Origin of the sequence: Aeromonas sp. sif2433 (assembly GCF_019218705.1) — a bacterium.
Lineage (GTDB): Bacteria > Pseudomonadota > Gammaproteobacteria > Enterobacterales > Aeromonadaceae > Aeromonas > Aeromonas encheleia.
On record NZ_JAHUXD010000010.1, the window covers coordinates 37,737 to 58,328 of the forward strand.

The window sequence follows — 20,592 nt, forward strand, 5'->3', positions numbered from 1 at the left end:
GTTGGGCCGATTGTCCCCGGGCCGGAGAGCCGTCTCTATTGTGGTTTTCCACATACCGGGAGCCGGGTTGATCCAGCGCAATAAAATCGACCCGATAACCGCCGAACTGTGACGGGAGCCCCATTCGCCGCCCCATCACCGCGCCGAGGCGGGCCCAGGGCGATGCCCAGGTGATAGACTGGCCTCCCCATTCCCGCCCAAGGAGAACGCTCTGTCCCGTCACGCCCCTTCGCCATCGCCCGTCCTGTGGCCCCTGCTGGCCCTGCTGCTCTGGCTCGGCGTCTCCCCCGCCCTGGCCGAGCCGGCGCAGCCCCTGACCGGATCTGAGCCGGCCCTGAGCGAGCCGGAACTAGCCCTGGCCGAGCCGGTACGAATCGGCGTGCTGGCGACCCGCGGTCTCGCCGTGGCTCGCCATCAGTGGCAGCCGCTGATGGGCTGGCTGGATGAGAGCGTGCCGGGGCGGCGCTTCGAGCTGGTCCCGCTGGAGCTCGATGCCCTGGCCGAGGCCGTCGCGAAGGAGCGGCTGGCGTTCGTCATCACCAACCCGGGCCAGTCGGTCAGCCTGTCGCGCCAGTATCCACTCGCCTGGCTCGCCACCCTCAAGAGCCCGGCCAGCGGTGACAACCTCGCCATCGGCGCCGCCCTGGTGGTGCGCGCCCATGCCCCCTACCGACACTGGCAGGATCTCAAGGGGCGGCCGGTCGCCGCCGTGTCGGAGAACGCCTTCGGCGGCTACCTCGCCTACCGCTTCGAGGCGGGGGAACAGGGAGTGCGGCTGGATAGCTTCTTCTCCGCCGTGCGCTTCACCGGCTTCCCCCTCGACAGGCTCATCGAGCAGTTGGCGGCGGATGAGGTCGCCGCCGCCATAGTACCGGTCTGCCAGCTGGAGCGCATGGCGCGGGAGGGCAAGGTCGCCTACTCGGATTTTCGGGTGCTGGACAACCAGGCGCCGGCCGGCTTCGGCTGCCAGAGCTCGACCCGGCTCTACCCGAACTGGTCCTTTGCCAAGACGGAGCAGGCCTCCCCCGAGCTGGCGCTGGCGGTCACCCGCGCGCTGTTTGCCCTGCCCCCCGACAGCCTGGCGGCCATCGCCGCCGACTCGGCCGGCTGGACTGTGCCCACCAGCCAACTCAGCATCGATCGCCTGCTCAAGGCACTGGATCGCCATCCCCTGCAGGGCCCCTGGTGGCAGGAGGCCCGGCACTGGCTGCGCCAGCATCAGCAATGGGGCTGGGGCGCCCTGCTGCTGGTGCTGCTGCTCGGCGGCCACCACCTGCTGCTGCAACGGCTGTTCAGCCGCAGCCAGCGCCGACTGCTCGCCAGCCACCGCCGGCTCGATGAGCAGGCCCGCCAGCTGGCCGACAAGGGGCGCCAGCTCGAGCAGGCCAGGCGTCTCGCCCAGCTCGGCGAGCTCGGCGCCAACATGGCCCACGAGATCAACCAGCCCCTCACCGCCATCGCCAACTACAGCCAGGGGGCCCTGCTGCGCCTGGCAAAACAGGGCCAAGACTCGACCCCGGATCCTGTGCTGAGCCAGGCGCTCGAGCAGATAGGCCAGCAGGTCGAGCGCATCAACCAGACAGTCCAGCGGCTGAGATCCCGCCTGCAGAAGCGTCCGCGCCAGCCCGAACCCACGGATCTGGTCGCCCTGGTGAACGGCCTGCGGCCCCTGCTCGAGCAGATGCTGGCGCCGCTCGGGGTCGCCCTCGAGGTGCGCTGGCAGGGTCAACCACGGCAGTTGGCACTGGATGGCACCGGGGTGGAGCAGCTGCTGCTGAACCTCATCAAGAATGGGGCCGAGAGCGCGGCTCAGCGGAACGAGGGGGCGGCGCAGGGGGATGAGCCGGGCCGGGTCGAGCTGTCAGTCGCCTTCGAGCCCGCCCAACTGCTGCTGGAGGTGCGCGACAACGGTCCCGGCCTGAGGTTACCCCAGGCGCAGCTGCAGCAGGCGTTTCACAGCGACAAGGCCGACGGCATGGGGCTGGGGCTCGCCATCTGCCGGGACGTGGTCGAATTCCATCGCGGCCAACTCTCTTTAAGCAACCTGAGCCCCCGCGGCTGCCTCGCCCGGGTGGTCCTGCCCATCCACAGCAAGGAGGCCACCACCTCCCCCACCATCAACAGCGAGAACTGAGATGCCGAGCCAAGCCCAATCCCCTCTCTACCTGGTCGACGACGATAGGGCCGTGCTCGACTCCCTGCGCTTCATGCTGGAGAGCTGCGATCTGAGGGTCAGCTGCTTCACCGACGGCGAGGCGTTCCTGAGTGACATAGACCCGGCCCGGCCCGCCTGCCTGATCCTGGATTGCCGCATGCCGGGCCTGTCGGGGCCCGAGCTGCAGCAGCGGCTGAAGGCGGCCCAGAGTCCCATCGCCATACTGTTTCTCACCGGCCACGGGGAGGTGCCCCTGGCGGTGGAGTCCCTCAAGCAGGGGGCCGTCGACTTCCTGCAAAAACCGGTGCAGCTCGCCCCCCTGCTCCAGGCCATAGCGCGCGCCAATCTCGCCACCCTGGCGGCGGCAAAGCGGCTGGCTCGCCAGCGCGTCTATCAGACCCTGCCACCGCGCGAGCACCAGCTGTTGCAGCTCATCGCCCTGGGCCACAAGAACCAGCAGATAGCGCGGGATCTCTGCATCTCGGTGCGCACCGTCGAGGTGTGCCGCGCCAGCCTGATGAAACGGCTCGAGGTCAATTCCCTGGCCGAGCTGATGCTGCTCTATGCGGATGTCAACGCACCGTCCTGAGGCCTGGATACCGGCCAAGGCGGGCGCAACGCCTGACTCGGCGACACAAAACGCGATGAGATCACACACTTTCTGCCCCGATGGGGTTAGAGTGCCCCTCTGCCTTAATCGGGGCCCGTGCGGCCCTGCGCCTTTCATATCGAGGAGTCACTATGGAACTGCTTCTTCTGAGCAATGGTAAAGCCACCGAATGTCCGGGCCTGCTCGGCTGGGCCCGGGATCGGGTGCAGAGCCTGCTCGCCCGCAAACAGGTCAAGCGCATCCTGCTCATCCCCTACGCGGTGATCCGCAGCGACTGGGATGCCAGGGCCAATGAGCTCGGCGAGAGCCTGGGAGTCGAGGCCGTCAGCATTCACCAGTTCGACGATCCTGTGGATGCCATCAACCGGGCCGACGCCATCTTCATCAGCGGCGGCAACACCTGGCGCCTGAACCAGCTGCTGCACGAGTACGGCCTGGTCGTGCCCATCCAGCGCGCCGTGCGCGAGCGGGGCGTGCCCTATGTGGGCTGGAGCGCCGGTTGCAACGTGGCGACCCCGAGCATCCGCACCACCAACGACATGCCGGTGTGCAACGCCGCCGTGCTGCCGGCCCTCGGCCTGTTCCCCCAGCAGATCAACCCCCACTATCTGGACGCCAGCATCAGCGGCCACATGGGGGAGACCCGCGACGAGCGCCTCGCCGAGTTCTGCGCCATCAACCCGAGCGAATCCGTGGTGGCCCTGCGCGAGGCCAGCCTGCTGCAGATCAGCGGCGAGAGCATCGAATACTGGAGCGCCCGCGGCCAGGGCTTCAAGATCTTCAAGCACGGCGAGACGACTCAGGAGTATCAGGACGCCAGCCCGCTGGCCGCACTGACCCCCTTCATCCCCAGAGTCTGACGCGGCTTCGTGCCCTGAGCGCATAAAAAAGAGGGATGGCCTGGGCCATCCCTCTCGCTTTCTCCCGTCCGGCGCGGGCACGTGTTCAAGGCACTGTGCCGGCACTCAATCCAGCAGCACCATCTCCTCCTTGTTGCCGCCGCGCTTGGGGGCCTTGAGCAGCAACACCAGCGGGATGGCGCACAGGCTGACCCACATCATCAGGCGGAAGTCCTGCAGATAGGCGAGCAGGCTGGCCTGACGGGTCACCTCGCCGTTGAGCATGGCGAGCCCCTTGGGCGCCATCAGCGCCACCATGCCCATCCCCTGATTCAGGGCCGCGTTGAAGGGGGTGATGTAGGAGGCGAACACCTCGTGGTTCATCTGGGTGCGCTGGGCCAGGTAGGTGATGACCACAGAGATGCCGATGCTGCTGCCGATGTTGCGCACCAGGCTGAACAGCGCCGTGCCCTCGTTGCGATAGCGCGGGGCCAGGGTCGCGAAGGTGATGGTGGAGAGCGGCACGAAGATGAAGCCGAGGCCGAGCCCCTGAATGATCCCGGTGCGCACTATGTCCCAGCTGCTGATGTCGGTGTTGAACAGAGTCATCTCCCACATGGAGAAGCTGGTGAGCAGCAGCCCCAGCAGGATCAGGATGCGCACGTCCACCCGGCCCGACAGCCGTCCCACCAGCATCATGGCGAACATGGTGCCGACCCCGCGCGGTGCCAGCAGGTAGCCGACGTCGATCACCGGGTAGCCCATCAGGCCCTGCATGAAGGGGGGCAGCAGCGTCATGGTCGCCAGCAAGATGATGCCGACGATGAAGATGAACACCAGGCCGACGCTGAAGTTGCGATCCTTGAACAGGGCCGGCTCTATGTAGGGATGAGGGTGGGTGAATATGTGCACCACGAACAGGTAGAAGCAGAGCACCATCATGATGGTCTCGATCACTATCTCCCGGCTGGCGAACCAGTTCTGGGACTCCCCCCGATCCAGCGCCATCTGCAGCGCCCCTATCCCCAGGCTGAGCAGGGCGAAGCCGAGCAGATCGAAGCGCCGGCTGGCGTCGAGTCTGGTCTCCTCGATGAAGGCGGCGAGCCCGAACCAGGCCAGCAGGCCGAACGGCAGGTTGATGTAAAACACCCAGCGCCAGTTGTAGTACTCGGTGAGCCAGCCCCCCAGCGAGGGCCCGAGGATGGGGCCGACCATGACCCCGATACCCCAGAGCGCCATGGCGGAGCCGTGCTTCTCCGGTGGATAGGTATCGAGCAGCACCGCCTGGGAGAGCGGCACCAGGCTGGCGCCGAAGATCCCCTGCAGCAGCCGGAACAGCACTATCTGCTCCAGGCTCTGGGCCGCGCCGCACAGCATGGAGGCGACGGTGAAGCCCACCACCGACCACATGAACAGCCGCTTGCGGCCGATCCGCGACGAGATGAAGCCGGTCAGCGGCATGAAGATGGCGGCCGCCACTATGTAGGAGGTGAGCACCCAGGAGATCTGATCCTGGGTCGCGCCCATGGCGCCCTGCATGTGGGGCAGGGCCACGTTGGCGATGGTGGTATCCAGCGCCTGCATGATGGTGGCCAGCATCACCGACAGGGTGATGAAGACGCGACGGGTGCCTTGATCGGCCTCCTCTGTGCCTGCTGTCGTCATATCAACCTCGGAATGACCAGCCAAGCAGGCTGCGCTTGTGGCCGGTGTCGATCTCGGCGATGGCGCTCAGACCCGCGCGCAGCAGCGGCTGATCGGCCCCCTCCTGTAGCCGGATCCGCACCGCGACGCGCTGGGCTATCTTGACCCAGTTGCCGGTGGCGTTCTGGGCCGGGATCACCGAAAACTCGGAGCCGGTGGCCGGGCTCAGGCTCTCCACCACCCCGCTCCAGTGGGCATCCGGGTAGGTGTCCACGCTGATATCCACCCGCTGGCCCGGCTGGACATGGGTCAGCTCGGTCTCGGTGAAGTTCGCCTCCACCCAGGGGCTGTCGGTCTCCACCAGCATCATGGCGGTCATGCCCACCAGCATGTACTGACCTGGCTTGGGCAGCTGGCTGGCGATGCCGTTGGCGGGGGCGTAGATGGTGGTGCGGGCCAGATCCAGCTTGGCCTTGGCCAGGACGGCGGCGGCCTCGCGATAGGCAGGCTGCTGCTCCACCGGCAGGTTCACGTCGCCGCTGAGGGAGGCCTCGATCTTCTTGAGCCCCTCCTCCAGCGCCACCTGCTGCTGGGCGGTCTGGATGGTAAGCTGGCGCGCGTCATCGTAGTTGGCGGTCGAGGTGAAGTGCTTGGCCACCAGATCCGCCTGCCGACGCTCCTCCTTGAGGGCATAGGCATTGCGGGTGCGGGCCACGGCGATCTCGGCCTGCTGACCGCGATAGCTGGTCTGCAGCGCCACCAGATCGGTGCGGGCCTTGGCGAGTTCGGCCTCGGCCTTGGTCACGGCGACCTGGAACGACTCGGGATCCAGCTCGAATATCGGCTGGCCGGCCTTGACCTGCTGGTTCTCGTCGACGAACACCTTGGCCACCCGACCCAGCACCTCGGTACTGATGGGCACCTTGTCCGCCTTCACATAGGCGTTGTCGGTCTCGATATAGCGTCCGCCCTGCAGGTAGACGGCGCCGACCCCGAGCAGGGCCAGTGCCGGCACCACCACCAGCAGCAGCAAGCGGGTCCGGCGCCGGTCGGCCGCGGGACGGGAGGAGGGTGAGTCAGTGGTCATAAAAGCGCTCCGCTAATGATTAGGTCGAAAAGGGGAAATCAGGAATGGCAAAGGTTGGCACGCAGGATCTTGAGGGAGTGGCAGAGGGCTGTGGTCGCCTCCTCCCCCAGCTCACCGATGGCGCGCTGATGCACCACCTCGGAGGCCCGCTTGATCAGCGCCAGATAAGGGGTCGCGGCCTCGGTCAGATAGAGCTGATAGGCCCGGCGGTCGGTGGGATCGCTGCGCCGTTCGACCAGGCCATTCTCGGCCAGCTGATCGAGCTGGCGGGCCAGGGTGATGGGCTGGATATCCAGCCCGTCGGCCAGCTCGACCTGACGGATCCCCTCACTGCGGGCGATATGCACCAGGGCACGGGCCTGGGCCAGGGTCAGGCCGCTCCCTTCCAGCTGCTGCTGAAACTGGCGACGCATTAGACGCTGCACATCGCCGAGCAGGAATCCGATGGAATCGGGTTGTTTGTTCATAGCATGCAACCTATATAGTAAGCTTTGCTTATTATAAGCAAGCCGCTGTCATATGTGCAAGCTGGCCCCGGCCGCCGTTTGTGGTCATGCTAGGGATTGGACACCTCATCGACAGGAGTATCGGTATGGACATCAGGATGGAACGAGACAGTCTGGGGGAGATCGCCGTCCCGGCGCAGCGGCTGTGGGGCGCCCAGACCCAGCGCTCCCTGCACCACTTCAACATCTCGGGTGAGCGCCAGCCGCTGGAGCTCATCCACGCCCTCGCCCGCATCAAGTCCGCCTGCGCCAGGGTCAACCACGCCCAGGGGCTGCTCGCCGCGCGCAAGGCCCAGGCCATCATGGCCGCCGCCGACGAGGTGCTGTGCGGCCAGCACGACGCCGAGTTTCCGCTGATGGTCTGGCAGACCGGCTCCGGCACCCAGACCAACATGAACCTCAACGAGGTGCTGGCGAACCGCGCCAGCGAGCTGCTCGGCGGCGCGCGCGGGGAGGCGCGGCTGGTGCACCCCAACGACGAGGTGAACAAGAGCCAGTCGAGCAATGACGTCTTCCCCAGCGCCATGAACCTGGCGGCCGTCACCGCCATCACGGGCCAGCTGCTGCCGACCCTGATCACGCTCAAGAGCGCGCTCGCCAGCAAGGCCGCCGCCTTCGATGACATCGTCAAGATTGGCCGCACCCACCTGCAGGACGCCACCCCCCTCACCCTGGGTCAGGAGTTCTCCGGCTGGGTCGCCCAGCTCGAGCAGGGGGAGCGCCATCTGCGTGCCGCCCTGCCCCATCTGTATGAGCTGGCGCTGGGGGGCACCGCGGTCGGCACCGGCCTCAACTGCCCGCCCGGCTTTGCCGAGGCGGTGGCGAGCCAGCTCGCAGAGCAGACCGGCCTGCCGCTGGTGAGCGCCCCCAACAAGTTCGAGGCCCTGGCGGCGAGCGATGCGCTGGTGCATGGCCACGGCGCCCTCAAGACCCTCGCGGCTTCTCTCATGAAGATCGCCAACGACGTGCGCTGGCTGGCCAGCGGCCCCCGCAGCGGGCTCGGCGAGCTGATCATCCCGGAGAACGAGCCCGGCTCCTCCATCATGCCGGGCAAGGTCAACCCGACCCAGAGCGAGGCGCTCACCATGCTCTGCGCCCAGGTGATGGGCAACGACGTGGCCATCAACATCGGCGGCGCCAGCGGCAACTTCGAGCTCAACGTGTTCAGGCCGATGATCGCCTACAACTTCCTGCAGAGCGTGCGGCTCTTGGCCGACGGCATGCAGAGCTTCCACGATCACTGCGCCATCGGCATAGCGCCAAACCGGGCGCGCATCGACGAGCTGCTGGCCAACTCCCTGATGCTGGTGACGGCGCTGAACCCCCACATCGGCTATGACAAGGCGGCCGAGATCGCCAAGCGCGCCCACCACGAGGGGATAGGCCTGCGCGAGGCGGCCATCGCCTCCGGTCACGTCAGCGCCGGCCAGTTCGACGCCTGGGTGATACCGGCCGAGATGGTGGGGCGCAAGCCATAGACCTCGCCTCGGACCAGTTCAGCGCCCCTGGAGTCCAACGCCTGGGTGGTGCCGGCCGAGATGGTGGGACGCAAGCCGGGCTGAGGCCGGGGTCGGCGGCATAAAAAAGAGGCTCCATGAGCCTCTTTTTCGTGTTCCGCACCGGCAGCTAGCACTCAAGTCTTACTCTGGCAGTTGAACATCCAGTGGGTGCCGAACTTGTCGACCAGAGAGCCGAAGTAGTCCCCCCAGAACATCTCCTGCAACGCCATCTCCACCTTGCCCCCCGCCCCCAGGGCGGCAAACAGGCGATCGGTCTCGCCGCGGCTGTCCGGCTCCAGGTTGAGGTAGCTGTTGTTGCCCTGCACCAGATTGAACCCCATGCTGACGGGGGCATCGGTGCCCATCAGCACATGGCCGCCGAGGATGGACAGCTCCACATGCATCACCAGCTCCTCGTCCTCCTTCGACAGGGCGGGCTGGCCAGGGCAGCCGGGGGAATCCTTGAAGCGGTGAATGGGGCCGTTGAAGTCGCCGCCGAACACCTCCCGGTAGAACAGGAAGGCCGCCTCCGTCTCCCGAGGGAAATTGAGATAGGTACTGACACGTGCCATGGTGATCTCCTTGTCACTGATGTGGCTGGCCCGCTGGCCAGCTATCAGCATAGAAGAGTCAACTGCCACAGTCGCATTCGCCCGGCACGCATGCTGAGCCTGATGGGGTCCCGATCCGCACGGCATTCATCCGCCAGCCGTGCGCCCGCCCCCCGATAAGGCAACCCTCGGCCGATGGCTCCCGCCGCACGCATCCTGTGCAAACCTTGAAAAGAGCAACCAATCTTCAGCACGGGTTGCACCTCCTTCAACATTCGGGAGACAAGCCATTAACCTGTTCATCTTGCAGTAAAAAGCGCCCACGGCCGCACCACACTGGGCCCAGCCGCCAACCCGATAGGCTCCTTTAAATTCAGCAATGTAGCGAAAGCATTAAAATTTCTAACTTGCAGGTTGCACCTGGTTGCGCCATCCTCGTCAAAATTTAACCATTCGGCAATATTGTCACCGTACCGACACAGGAAGTCCCATGGCCACCACCACCCTTGGCGTTAAACTCGACGAAGCGACCCGCGACCGGCTGAAACAGGCGGCGCAGACCCTGGACCGCACCCCGCACTGGCTGATCAAGCAATCGATCTTCAGCTATCTGGAGCAGCTGGAGCGCGGCCTGACCCCGCCCGAGCAGTCCGGCCTGGCCGCCGCCGCGGGTGAGGAGCCCGTAGAGGCGCTGACCGAACAGGGCATCCAGGTCTTCCTCGAGTTTGCCGAGAGCATCTTGCCGCAGTCCGTGCTGCGCGCCGCCATCACCTCCGCCTATCGTCGCCCCGAGACCGAGGCCGTGCCCATGCTGCTGGAGCAGGCCCGCCTGCCCAAGGAGAAGGCCGAGGCCACCCAGAAGCTGGCCCTCGGCATCGCCGAGAAGCTGCGCAACCAGAAGGGTGCCAGCGGCCGTCAGGGTCTGGTGCAGGGCCTGCTGCAGGAGTTTTCCCTCTCCTCCCAGGAAGGGGTGGCGCTGATGTGCCTGGCCGAGGCGCTGCTGCGCATCCCGGACAAGGCGACCCGCGATGCCCTGATCCGCGACAAGATCAGCGGCGGCAACTGGAGCCAGCATCTGGGCAACAGCACCTCATTGTTCGTCAACGCCGCCTCCTGGGGCCTGCTCATCACCGGCAAGCTGGTGGCCACTCATAACGAGGCCGGCCTCAACAGCTCCCTCAAGGGGTTGATCGGCAAGGGCGGCGAGCCGCTGATCCGCAAGGGCGTCGACATGGCGATGCGGCTGATGGGCGAGCAGTTCGTCACCGGCGAGACCATAGCCGAGGCGCTGGCCAACGCCGGCAGCACCGAGAGCAAGGGCTTCCGCTACTCCTACGACATGCTGGGGGAGGCGGCCCTGACCGAGGAGGACGCCAAGCGCTATCTCGCCTCCTACGAGCAGGCCATCCACGCCATCGGCAAGGCCTCCCACGGCCGCGGCATCTACGAGGGCCCGGGCATCTCCATCAAGCTCTCCGCCCTGCACCCGCGCTACAGCCGTGCCCAGTACGATAGGGTGATGGAGGAGCTCTACCCCACCCTGCTCGGTCTGACCCAGCTCGCCAAACAGTACGATATCGGCATCAACATCGACGCCGAGGAGGCGGATCGGCTGGAGATCTCCCTCGATCTGCTGGAGAGGCTCTGCTTCGATCCGTCGCTGGCCGACTGGAACGGCATCGGCTTCGTCATCCAGGCCTACCAGAAGCGCTGCCCCTATGTGATCGACTACGTCATCGATCTCGCCAAACGCAGCCGTCACCGCCTGATGATCCGGCTGGTGAAGGGCGCCTACTGGGACAGCGAGATCAAACGCGCCCAGCAGGACGGCCTGGAAGGCTATCCGGTCTATACCCGCAAGCCCTATACCGATCTCTCCTACCTCGCCTGCGCCCGCAAGCTGCTGGCTGTGCCGGAGTCCATCTATCCCCAGTTCGCCACCCACAACGCCCACTCCCTGTCGGCCATCTACCAGCTGGCGGGGCAGAACTACTACCCGGGTCAGTACGAGTTCCAGTGCCTGCACGGCATGGGTGAGCCGCTGTACGAGCAGGTGGTCGGCAAGGTCGCCGACGGCAAGCTCGGTCGCCCCTGCCGCATCTATGCACCGGTCGGCAGCCACGAGACCCTGCTCGCCTACCTGGTGCGCCGCCTGCTGGAGAACGGGGCCAACACCTCCTTCGTCAACCGCATCGCGGACAACAGCATCTCGCTGCAGGATCTGGTGCAGGATCCGGTGCAGCAGATCGAGCAGATGGCCGCCCGTGAAGGCAGCCTGGGCCTGCCCCACCCGCGCATCCCGTTGCCGCGCGAGCTGTACGGCGAGGCCAGACCCAATTCCGCCGGCCTGGATCTGGCCAACGAACACCGACTGGGTTCGCTCTCCGCCGCCCTGCTCGGCAGCACCAACAACCGTTATCTGGCTCAGCCCATGCTGGGTTGCGAGATTGCGGCTCCGACCGAGTTCCAGGCTGTGCTCAACCCGGCGGATCACCGCGATGTCGTCGGTCAGGTGAGCGAGGCCAGCCCCGAGCTGGTGGACGGTGCACTGGCCTGCGCCCTGGCCAGCGGCCAGATCTGGCAGTCGACCCCGCCGGCCGAGCGCGCCGCCGTACTGGACAGAGCCGCCGATCTGATGGAGTCCGAGCTGCAGCCCCTGATGGGCCTGCTGGTGCGCGAATCTGGCAAGACTTTCAGCAACGCCATCGCCGAGGTGCGCGAGGCGGTCGACTTCCTGCGTTACTACGCCGCCCAGGCACGCGACCACTTCGCCAACGACAGCCACAGGCCGCTCGGCCCCGTGGTCTGCATCAGCCCCTGGAACTTCCCGCTGGCGATCTTCAGCGGTCAGGTCTGTGCGGCGCTCGCCGCCGGCAATACGGTGCTGGCCAAACCGGCGGAGCAGACCCCCCTCATCGCCGCCCAGGCGGTGCGCATCCTGCGCGAAGCAGGGGTCCCCGAGGGCGCGGTGCAACTGCTGCCGGGCCGCGGTGAGACGGTGGGCGCGGCGCTTATCGCCGACGAGCGGATCCGTGGCGTCATGTTCACCGGCTCCACCGAGGTGGCGGGCATCATCTCCCGCAACCTGGCCGGTCGCCTCGACGCCCAGGGCCGCACCATACCGCTGATCGCCGAGACCGGTGGCCAGAACGCCATGATCGTCGACTCCTCCGCCCTGACCGAGCAGGTGGTGATGGACGTCATCTCCTCGGCGTTCGACAGCGCTGGCCAGCGCTGCTCCGCCCTGCGGGTGCTATGCGTACAGGACGACGTGGCGGAGAGGGTGATCCGCATGCTCAAGGGGGCCATGGCCGAGTACAAGGTCGGCAACCCCGAGCACCTCTCCACCGACATAGGCCCCGTCATCGACGCCGAGGCCAAGGCCAACATCGAGCAGCACATCAAGGCCATGGGGGACAAGGGTCGTCGGGTGCACCAGATAGCCCGTGTCCCTCTGTGTGCAGACAAGGGTGCCGACTACAGCCGCGGCACCTTCGTGCTGCCGACCCTGATCGAGCTCGACAGCCTGGACGAACTCGGCCGCGAGGTGTTCGGCCCCGTGCTGCACCTGGTGCGCTACCCGCGCGCCAAGCTCGGCGAGCTGCTCGCGCAGATCAACGACAGCGGCTACGGCCTGACGCTGGGGGTGCATACCCGGATCGACGAGACCATAGCCCAGGTGGTCAACACCGCCAAGGTCGGCAACCTCTACGTCAACCGCAACATAGTGGGCGCCGTGGTCGGGGTGCAGCCGTTCGGCGGCGAGGGTCTCTCCGGCACCGGTCCCAAGGCGGGTGGCCCGCTCTACATGTACCGCCTGCTGGCGACCCGCCCGCAGGATGCGGTGGCCAGCCAGCTGCGCCAGGAGCCGGGTGCAACCCAGCGCACCGAGGCGACCAAGCCGGCCCTGCAGGCCCTGCGCAACTGGGCACTCAAGCAGGAGAAGGCGCTGGTGACCCTGTGTGACCAGTATGCCGAGCTGGCCCAGAGCGGCCTGACCCAGGTGCTGGTCGGCCCCACCGGCGAGCGCAACACTTACAGCCTGCTGCCACGGGAGCGGGTGCTCTGTCTGGCCGAGGATAAGGGCGATCTGCTGGCCCAGCTGGCGGCCTGTCTGGCGGTCGGGACGCAAGTGCTGTGGCAGGACAACGCCCAGAACCGTACCCTGCAAGCCGGCCTGCCGGCCGAGGCACGGGGCCGCATCCAGCTGGTGGCGGACTGGGCCAACGGCGAGGTTGGCTTCGATGCCCTGCTGCACCACGGCGACTCGGATCAGCTGCGGGAAGTGGCCAAGCTCGCCGCCGCCCGTCCTGGTGCCATCGTCGGCGTGCACGGCCTGCACCGTGGCGAGACCGACATCCCGCTGGAGCGCCTGCTGATCGAGCACGCGCTCTCGGTCAACACCGCCGCCGCCGGTGGCAACGCCAGCCTGATGACCATAGGCTAAGCACCGCACAGTGACAGAAACCCAAGCCCCGCAGACGCGGGGCTTGTTATCTCGGCCGCGCGATCAAAAGAGATGAAAAAAGGCCGCCCTTATCGGGGCGGCCTTTTTGTTGGTGCATTCAGCGGGAGAACTTACTTGGTTATGGCAGCGGCCGATTAGGCTTCGCTAATCGACCCTACACGTACTCCATCAACACCCGGGAGCTGAGCTTGGTGATGGGCTCGTAGGGGAAAGGTCGCGCCTGTCTCCGCCATTCATTGCCTTCTAAACCGAGATCCCAGACCTACACATACTCCATAAAGACTCTGGAGGTGAGCTTGGTGATCAGCTCGTAGGGAATGGTGCCTATCTCCTCGGCGACCCGCTCCACCGGCAAGCCTTCGCCCCAGAGCACGGCCTCGTCACCGGCCTTGTCGGTGGCGCCTGGGCCGAGATCCACTGTGGTCATGTCCATGGAGACCCGACCCACCAGCGGCACTATGCGGCCATTGATCAGCACCGAGGTGCCGTTGGGCGCCATCCGGGGATAGCCGTCGCCATAACCGATGGCGATGACCCCGAGCCGGGTGTCACGGGTCGATACCCAGTTAGCGCCATAGCCCACCGGCTCGCCGGCCTTGTGATCCCGCACCGCGATGAGCTGGGTCTTGAGGGTCATCACGGGCTTGAGGTCGTAATCCGCCGCCACCGTATCCGGGAAGGGGGAGACGCCGTAGAGGATGACGCCGGGGCGCACCCAGTCGCAGTGGGAGTCAGGCCAGGCCAGGATGCCCGCCGAGTTCGCCATGGCGCGCTCGCCCTTGAGCGGCGCGGTCAGGCGGCTGAACAGGTCGATCTGCTCGCGGGTGGTGGGCTGCTCCAGCTCATCGGAGCGGCTGAAGTGGGTCATGATGTTGAACGGCTGCACCACGTTCTTGCAGCGGGCCAGTCGCTCGATAAAGGCAGGCATCTCGTCGGCGCGCACCCCGAGCCGGTGCATGCCGGTGTCGAGCTTGAGCCAGGCCACCACGGGGGCCGGCAGCTCGGCCTGCTCCAGCGCCTCGAGCTGCTCCCAGGTGTGCACCGCGGTCTGCAGGTTGTTGGCCGCCAGCACCGGCAGATCCGCGCTCGAGAAGAAGCCTTCCAGCAGCACTATGGGCTTGACCACGGCGCAGGAGCGCAGCATCAGCGCCTCCTCGATGCGGGCCACCGCATAGGCGTCCGCATCCACCAGGGTGCGGGCGACCGGCAGCAGGCCATGGCCATAGGCGTTGGCCTTGACCACGGCGATGATCTTGCAGGAAGGGGCGTGGCGCTTGACCACGGCGAGGTTGTGGCGCAGGGCCGTCGTATCGATTTGGGCAATAGCCGCTTTCATCTGTTTTCCCTTACGAGGGCATGATGGCGCACGCGCGCCAGGCACCGAGTGGTGTCATCCCTTAATAGTCATCGTCTAAGGCCGGACCGGCAGAATTGTCGAACCGGGAAAACTGTGTCTGGAATCTGGGGGGGGACTTACGCACTGATATGAGCGCGCAGACCGGCCCCTACTTAGTAATCATCATCAAACGCCGGGCCGGCGTAGTTGTCGAACCGGGAGAACTGACCCTGGAAGGTGAGGCGCACCCGGCCTATGGGGCCGTTACGCTGCTTGCCGATGATGATCTCGGCAATCCCCTTGTCGGGACTGTCGTCGTGATAAACCTCATCACGGTAGATAAACATGATCAGATCCGCGTCCTGCTCGATGGAGCCTGATTCCCGCAGATCCGAGTTGACCGGACGCTTGTCGGCCCGCTGCTCCAGGCTTCGGTTCAGCTGGGAGAGCGCTACCACGGGGCACTGCAGCTCTTTCGCCAGCGCCTTGAGGGAGCGGGAGATCTCGCCGATCTCCAGGGTTCTGTTGTCGGACAGCGCCGGCACCCGCATCAGCTGCAGGTAGTCGATCATGATCATGCTGAGACCGCCGTGCTCGCGGGCGATGCGCCGCGCACGGGAGCGCACGTCGGTCGGGGTCAGGCCGGAGGCATCATCGATGTACATCTTGCCCTTCTCCAGCAGCAGCCCCATGGTGGAGGAGAGCCGCGCCCAATCTTCATCGTCGAGCTGGCCGGTCCGCACCTTGGTCTGATCGATGCGCCCCACAGAGGCGAGCATACGCATGATGATCTGCTCGGAGGGCATCTCCAGGGAGAAGATCAGCACCGGCTTGTCGGCGGTGAGCGCCGCGTGCTCGCACAGGTTCATGGCAAACGTCGTCTTGCCCATGGAGGGACGGGCCGCCACGATAATCAGATCCGAGCGCTGCAGGCCGGCGGTCATCTTGTCGAGATCGCCGTAACCGCTGGAGACCCCGGTCACCCCGTTGTGAGGGGTCTTGAACAGCTCCTCAATCTTGTCGACCGTCTGCTCCAGAATCAGCTTCAGGGGCTGCGGGCCCTCGTTGGCGCTGGAGCGCTGCTCGGCGATCTTGAACACCTTGCTCTCGGCGAGATCCAGCAGATCGCCTGAGGTGCGGCCCTGGGGCTCGTAACCCGCCTCGACGATCTCGTTGGCGACCGCGATCATCTCCCGCACCACGGCCCGCTCACGCACTATTTCGGCGTAGGCATTGATGTTGGCGGCGCTCGGGGTGTTCTTGGCGATCTCCACCAGATAGGCGAAGCCACCGGACTCTTCCAGCTGCTCGGAGCGCTCCAGCTCCTCCTGCAGGGTGATGAGATCGATGGGGTTGCCCGCGTTGGTGAGGCGGGTCATGGCCTGGAAGATCAGGCGGTGGGGACGGCTGTAGAAATCCTTGTCGATCACCCGCTCGGCCACCCGATCCCAGGCCTCGTTATCCAGCATCAGGCCGCCCAGTACGGACTGCTCGGCCTCAAAAGAGTGGGGGGGAACTTTCAGCTGTTGTGTCTTGGCGTCTTTTTTCGCCGTCACTTGCTCTGCCATACACATAAAAACCGCAGCGGGAAGGGGACGGGAATTTTACAAAAGAAACCCCGCCATCGCGAGCGCTAATGCGCGCTATTCACTTCGGATCGGGGCAACCCTCCTCCCCTGGGTTGCGGTCAAGGCACTTGGATGGGATTGCGGGCGGGCTCACACCACGATGAAGGGCCAGACCAGCGTCTGATCCTGCACCTTGGCTCTCAACTTGTTGCGCAGCTTGCGCTCCTTGCGACTCGGCCGTCTGTTTCTCATGCGGATTCTCCTCTGCGCTCCCCGGGATGGGGTAATCTGTTCATGAATAATTCATGCCAACCATGTTAATCATAGTCGCAAGCTGCAACACAAAAAGGGACCGGCAGCCTGCCATGCGCCTCGCTGAGCTTGCACAAGCAGAGCATGCCCCCACCTACATGAGAGTGAAAAGAGTCAAAATGAAAAAGATGCTGACCCTGTTTGCCGTGATCCTGGCCATTGGCCTCGGGGCACCCATAGCCGAAGCCAAGAAATTTGGTGGCGGCGGATCCTTTGGCAAGAGCTACAAGACGGCGCCGGCCCAACCGGCTCCAACCGCCGCACCGGTGAACGGTAAGAACCCGACCCTGGCCGCGGCGCCCAAGAAGAGCGGCATGATGGGCGGCCTGCTCGGCGGCCTGCTGGCCGGCGGCCTGTTCGCCTACCTGCTGGGTAGCGGCGCATTCGAAGGTCTGCAGGGCATGGACATGCTGCTGATCGCCCTGCTGGCCCTGGGTGCCGTCTTCCTGCTGCGCACCCTGCGCAAGAACAAGGCGGCGACGGCCCAGCCACAGGCCGCCTATGCGGGTTATCAGCCCCCGGTCGCACCCCAGCAGTTCGAGCAGAGCCACGGCGCCCCGCAGGCGACCGGCTTCGCCGACAGTGACGTGCCCTTCCGTCTGCCTCCCGGCTTTGACATGAATGGCTTCCTGTCCGGCGCGCGCGATCACTATCGCACCCTGCAAGAGGCCTGGAACAAGAACGATCTGGAGAAGGTACGCGAGTACGTGAGCCCGGAGCTGTTCGAACAGCTCAAGGCCGAGCGTGCCAAGTTGACCGGTGAGCAGCATACCGAAGTCATGTATGTGGACACCCAGCTGGTGCGCGCCGACTACGGCAGCGACTGGGCCCAGGTCAGCGTACGCTTCAGCGGTCGCTACATGGACCGTCAGGAGCAGGTCGAGGAGGACATCAAAGAGGTGTGGCACCTCGAGCGCAACCTGGCCAAGGACAATGCCCCCTGGCACATCGCCGGTATCGAGCAGCTGTAAGCGCTCCCATCCGGCCAGCATGATAAAGGCGACCTCAGGGTCGCCTTTTTATTGGCACTAAATACAGAAGGCGTTATTTCGGCGCCACCATGACATCTCGCCAATATCTCTCACCGCCGAGCCGGGTGACATCATAAATATGAAAGAGGCAGCCTTGGCTGCCTCTTTCGCTTTATTGGTACAGGACCCTGTCGTTATTTACAGCCATCGAGCGAGGCGGAATTAACATAGCTCACCTCGCCGGCTGGCTGATAATCGGCCACCAGTATGGTCTTCTTCACCTCGATATACTCCTTCAACACCCCGGCATCCACCAGACCGGCGTTGATGGTGTTGATCTTCGGATAGCCATCGCCACCGGCCGCGCTGAAGCTCGGGATGGCGAAGCTGTAGACCGCGGCCGGATCGAACGCCTTGCCGCCCACGCTGGTGATGGTCACGCTCTTGGCCTGGCAATCCACCGCCATGTTGATGCCACCAAACTGGGCATAGCCACCGGTGTTGACCGTCTTGGTCGCCACCTGGCCCAGATAGGTCGCCAGCTCGCCGCCGCTCATGGTCGCCTTGTTGACCGTGTTGCCAAACGGATGCACGGTCAGCACGTCGCGATAGCTGATGTCGCCGGCGGCGATGGAGGCTCGCACCCCACCCGAGTTGACGATGGCAAAGTCGGTGCTCAGCTTCTGCGCCGTGGCGGTGGTGATCAGGCGACCCAGGTTGGTCTGCTTGTTGCGCACATTGGCACGCTCACCGTCCAGCAGGCCGTCGGTGGAACCAATTACCACGCCCAACTCCTGCTGACCCTTCTCCTGATAGGTGAGCAATGTGTTGTACAGCTCGGGATCCTTGGTGATCTCCTCCTGAATGAAGGCACCGCCAGCGTCTTTGAGATTGACCGGGATCAGCTCATAGCTGGTCAGGGTCAGCTTGCCATTCTGGTAGTCAAACTGGGCGCGGCCCACATACTTGCCCCACTCGTGAGCCTGCATGATCCAGGTGCCGTTCTGCTGATCCGGCAGACAGTCGTCACCCGGCTTGAAGTCGGCATACTTGTTCACCGTCCCCGGCTCCATGCAGACCGGATTCTGGGAGTGGCCGCCGATGATGGCGTCCAGGGTGCCGGCCGGCAGCGCACGGGCCATCTCGACATCGCCAGGGGCGTTGCTGCCGTGCTGACCATCCTCGTAGTGACCCATGTGGGTGATGGCGAAGACCAGGTTCGCCTCTTTGTCGGCACGGATCTGCTTGCCCAGCTTGGCCGCCTCCGTGGTCGGATCGCGGAACTCCAGGGTCTGGACGTTGTTGGGATCCACCAGCTGGGCGGTGTCTTCGGTGGTCAGCCCCAGCACGGCGACCTTGAGGCCATTCTCCAGCTTGAACACCTTGTAGGGGTCGAAGTAGCGCTTGCCGCTGGTCTTGTCGTAGATGTTGGCGGAGATCATGGGGAACTTGGCCCACTGACGCTGCTTCTCCAGGATGGTCAGGGGGTTGTCAAACTCGTGGTTGCCCACGGCCATGGCATCGTAGCGAATGCTGTTCATGGCCATGAAGTCCGGCTCCGCATCCTGCAGATCCGACTCGGGCACCCCGGTGTTCACGTCACCACCGGAGAGCACCAGCACCTCGCTGCCGGCCGCCTTGGCCTCGCCACGCAGACGCTCGACCAGCGTCTTCTGGGCCGCCATGCCATATTCACCCTTGTCATTGTGCCAGAAGCGACCATGGGTATCGTTGGTATGCAGGACGGTGAGTTTGCAGACATTCTCGCTGCAGGGGGCGACACTTTCATTGCTGGAGGTATTACAGCCACTCAGCGCGGCGAGCACAGCCAGTGCGACACTTCCTTTGACAAATTTATAATTCATTTCCATATCACCTTGTTATTTTGTTATTGGACGACCCAAGCCATTAGGTCGGGCGGTAATATAACAAACAACATGTGACGCTTTTTCATCGGTGACTCACAAATTCCGCTAAATGTGATCATCTGCGCAACTTGCTTTCTCATTCTGATATTTCGATCGTTTTTCCCGTCATGCCGAGTGGGTCGCGCACCGGGATGGCAGCCTGAGCGGCGCAGTTATGGCATACTTTCCGCCAATCGATGCCAAGGAGAGCCGTGAATGGCAAAGTACGACAAGATTTCCCCCGAGACCCAGCAAGAGGCGATGAAGATCGCCCGCGCCAACCAGAAGCCGGGCCAGACCAAGGAGCAGACCCAGCTGATCGCCCAGGGGATCCAGAAGGGGGTCGACGAATACAAGAAGCAGATGAAGGCACGGGCCCGCGAGGCCAGTCGCCAGAAGAAGCTGCAGGCCAAGGCGAAACAGCCGCAGCAGGGCGAGCATGAGGAAGAGACCCATGAGATCGAGCTAATCGAGGTCTCGCGCCAGCATCCCTTGCCCTGGATCCTGTTGCTGCTGAGCTGGCTGGGCTTTGCCGCCGCCTGGTTCTGGCTGCGCTGATCCCACTCCAGGCAAAGGTTTGCCTGGGATCGGCTTCACAGCCTGGGGCCGACAGGCTGGTCATGTCCCGCGCCGGCTGATTAAATCCCGCCTCCCATCGTCCTGGGGCCGCGCTGTCCCTGCCCCGTGCAGCGCCGAGGCCACGCCTGCCTGCCGCCACCGGCAGGACGATGATGCACTCGGCCCCACTCATCCACCGTCTGGAGACCCTCTATCATGAACCCGGCCCCGCTCTATCTGTTGGCCCCCCTGGTACTGTTTATCGTGACCCTGGTGCTCTATCGCATCTCGCCGCTGCGGGCCGTCGCGGCCGGCAGCGCCCGCTGGTTCATCCTGCCCGCCTTCACCCTGTTCATTCTGCTCATCGTCATCAATGGCGCCGCCGATCCGGCCCTGCGCAGCCCGGGCTTTCACTGGCTGATGCCCGGGCTTGGCTTCGCGCTCTGCCTGTTCCCGGCGCTGCCCAAGGCGCTGGTGCCCCGCCTCGCCATCAAGGAGGGCGCCTTCGCCGCCCTCGGTCTGATGCTGATGAGCCTGGCCATGGTGTATTGACAGCAGAAAGTGGTGATATCTGACGGACC

Annotated in this window: 15 protein-coding genes; 8 read left to right on the forward strand and 7 right to left on the reverse strand. The window is 65.0% G+C overall.

Annotated features, from left to right (window positions below; translation table 11 throughout):
• The first annotated feature begins 379 nt into the window (after window positions 1-379).
• The 3 genes from KW825_RS15575 to pepE all read left to right on the forward strand — a co-directional run bounded on the left by KW825_RS15575 (window position 380) and on the right by pepE (window position 3,625).
• Window positions 380-2,134, forward strand: a complete 1,755-nt coding sequence (locus KW825_RS15575; RefSeq protein WP_371315817.1) for a PhnD/SsuA/transferrin family substrate-binding protein — start codon at window positions 380-382, stop codon at window positions 2,132-2,134.
• Between the two features lies 1 nt (window position 2,135).
• Window positions 2,136-2,744, forward strand: a complete 609-nt coding sequence (locus KW825_RS15580; RefSeq protein ID WP_218329718.1) for a response regulator transcription factor — start codon at window positions 2,136-2,138, stop codon at window positions 2,742-2,744.
• Window positions 2,745-2,896: 152 nt separating this feature from the next.
• Window positions 2,897-3,625: a dipeptidase PepE gene (gene pepE, locus KW825_RS15585; RefSeq protein WP_218329719.1), complete on the forward strand. Its 729-nt coding sequence runs from the start codon at window positions 2,897-2,899 to the stop codon at window positions 3,623-3,625.
• A gap of 105 nt (window positions 3,626-3,730) precedes the next feature.
• On the opposite strand, the gene KW825_RS15590 is transcribed toward pepE, so the two are convergent.
• From KW825_RS15590 to KW825_RS15600, 3 genes are read right to left on the reverse strand one after another with little or no spacing between them, the layout of a single operon-like run.
• Complete coding sequence (locus KW825_RS15590; RefSeq protein WP_218291782.1) at window positions 3,731-5,269, reverse strand: DHA2 family efflux MFS transporter permease subunit; 1,539 nt, start codon at window positions 5,267-5,269, stop codon at window positions 3,731-3,733.
• Between the two features lies 1 nt (window position 5,270).
• Window positions 5,271-6,335, reverse strand: a complete 1,065-nt coding sequence (locus KW825_RS15595; protein WP_218329720.1) for an HlyD family secretion protein — start codon at window positions 6,333-6,335, stop codon at window positions 5,271-5,273.
• 38 nt (window positions 6,336-6,373) lie between these two features.
• The gene (locus KW825_RS15600; protein ID WP_042654187.1) at window positions 6,374-6,802 is read right to left on the reverse strand and encodes a MarR family winged helix-turn-helix transcriptional regulator; all 429 of its coding nucleotides are present in this window, start codon (window positions 6,800-6,802) and stop codon (window positions 6,374-6,376) included.
• 125 nt (window positions 6,803-6,927) lie between these two features.
• On the opposite strand from KW825_RS15600, the gene fumC reads away from it, so the two are divergent.
• Entirely contained in the window at window positions 6,928-8,319 is a 1,392-nt protein-coding gene (fumC, locus tag KW825_RS15605) for a class II fumarate hydratase (protein ID WP_218329721.1), read from the forward strand.
• 155 nt (window positions 8,320-8,474) lie between these two features.
• On the opposite strand, the gene KW825_RS15610 is transcribed toward fumC, so the two are convergent.
• Window positions 8,475-8,912 carry a VOC family protein gene (locus tag KW825_RS15610; RefSeq protein ID WP_218291779.1) on the reverse strand — a complete coding sequence of 146 codons (438 nt, stop codon included), beginning with the start codon at window positions 8,910-8,912 and terminating at the stop codon, window positions 8,475-8,477.
• Window positions 8,913-9,381: 469 nt separating this feature from the next.
• Here KW825_RS15610 and putA point away from each other — a divergent pair, with 469 nt between their 5' ends.
• A complete protein-coding gene (gene putA, locus KW825_RS15615; RefSeq protein WP_218329722.1) occupies window positions 9,382-13,338 on the forward strand; it encodes a trifunctional transcriptional regulator/proline dehydrogenase/L-glutamate gamma-semialdehyde dehydrogenase in 3,957 nt (1,318 codons plus the stop codon).
• A gap of 283 nt (window positions 13,339-13,621) precedes the next feature.
• Here the strand turns inward: putA and alr are convergent, their stop codons facing one another.
• Complete coding sequence (alr, locus tag KW825_RS15620; protein WP_218329723.1) at window positions 13,622-14,695, reverse strand: alanine racemase; 1,074 nt, start codon at window positions 14,693-14,695, stop codon at window positions 13,622-13,624.
• A gap of 173 nt (window positions 14,696-14,868) precedes the next feature.
• On the reverse strand, window positions 14,869-16,263 hold the full coding sequence (gene dnaB / locus KW825_RS15625; RefSeq protein WP_042654191.1) for a replicative DNA helicase: 1,395 nt from the start codon (window positions 16,261-16,263) through the stop codon (window positions 14,869-14,871).
• A 431-nt stretch (window positions 16,264-16,694) separates the two neighbouring features.
• Between dnaB and KW825_RS15630 the strand changes: the two genes are divergently transcribed.
• The gene (locus KW825_RS15630; RefSeq protein WP_218291777.1) at window positions 16,695-17,546 is read left to right on the forward strand and encodes a Tim44 domain-containing protein; all 852 of its coding nucleotides are present in this window, start codon (window positions 16,695-16,697) and stop codon (window positions 17,544-17,546) included.
• A 194-nt stretch (window positions 17,547-17,740) separates the two neighbouring features.
• Here the strand turns inward: KW825_RS15630 and ushA are convergent, their stop codons facing one another.
• Window positions 17,741-19,411: a bifunctional UDP-sugar hydrolase/5'-nucleotidase UshA gene (ushA, locus tag KW825_RS15635; protein ID WP_218329724.1), complete on the reverse strand. Its 1,671-nt coding sequence runs from the start codon at window positions 19,409-19,411 to the stop codon at window positions 17,741-17,743.
• Window positions 19,412-19,669: 258 nt separating this feature from the next.
• Here ushA and KW825_RS15640 point away from each other — a divergent pair, with 258 nt between their 5' ends.
• On the forward strand, window positions 19,670-20,011 hold the full coding sequence (locus tag KW825_RS15640) for a DUF2956 domain-containing protein (RefSeq protein WP_042654194.1): 342 nt from the start codon (window positions 19,670-19,672) through the stop codon (window positions 20,009-20,011).
• A 216-nt stretch (window positions 20,012-20,227) separates the two neighbouring features.
• Window positions 20,228-20,563 carry a hypothetical protein gene (locus KW825_RS15645; protein WP_042654195.1) on the forward strand — a complete coding sequence of 112 codons (336 nt, stop codon included), beginning with the start codon at window positions 20,228-20,230 and terminating at the stop codon, window positions 20,561-20,563.
• Window positions 20,564-20,592 lie beyond the last annotated feature (29 nt).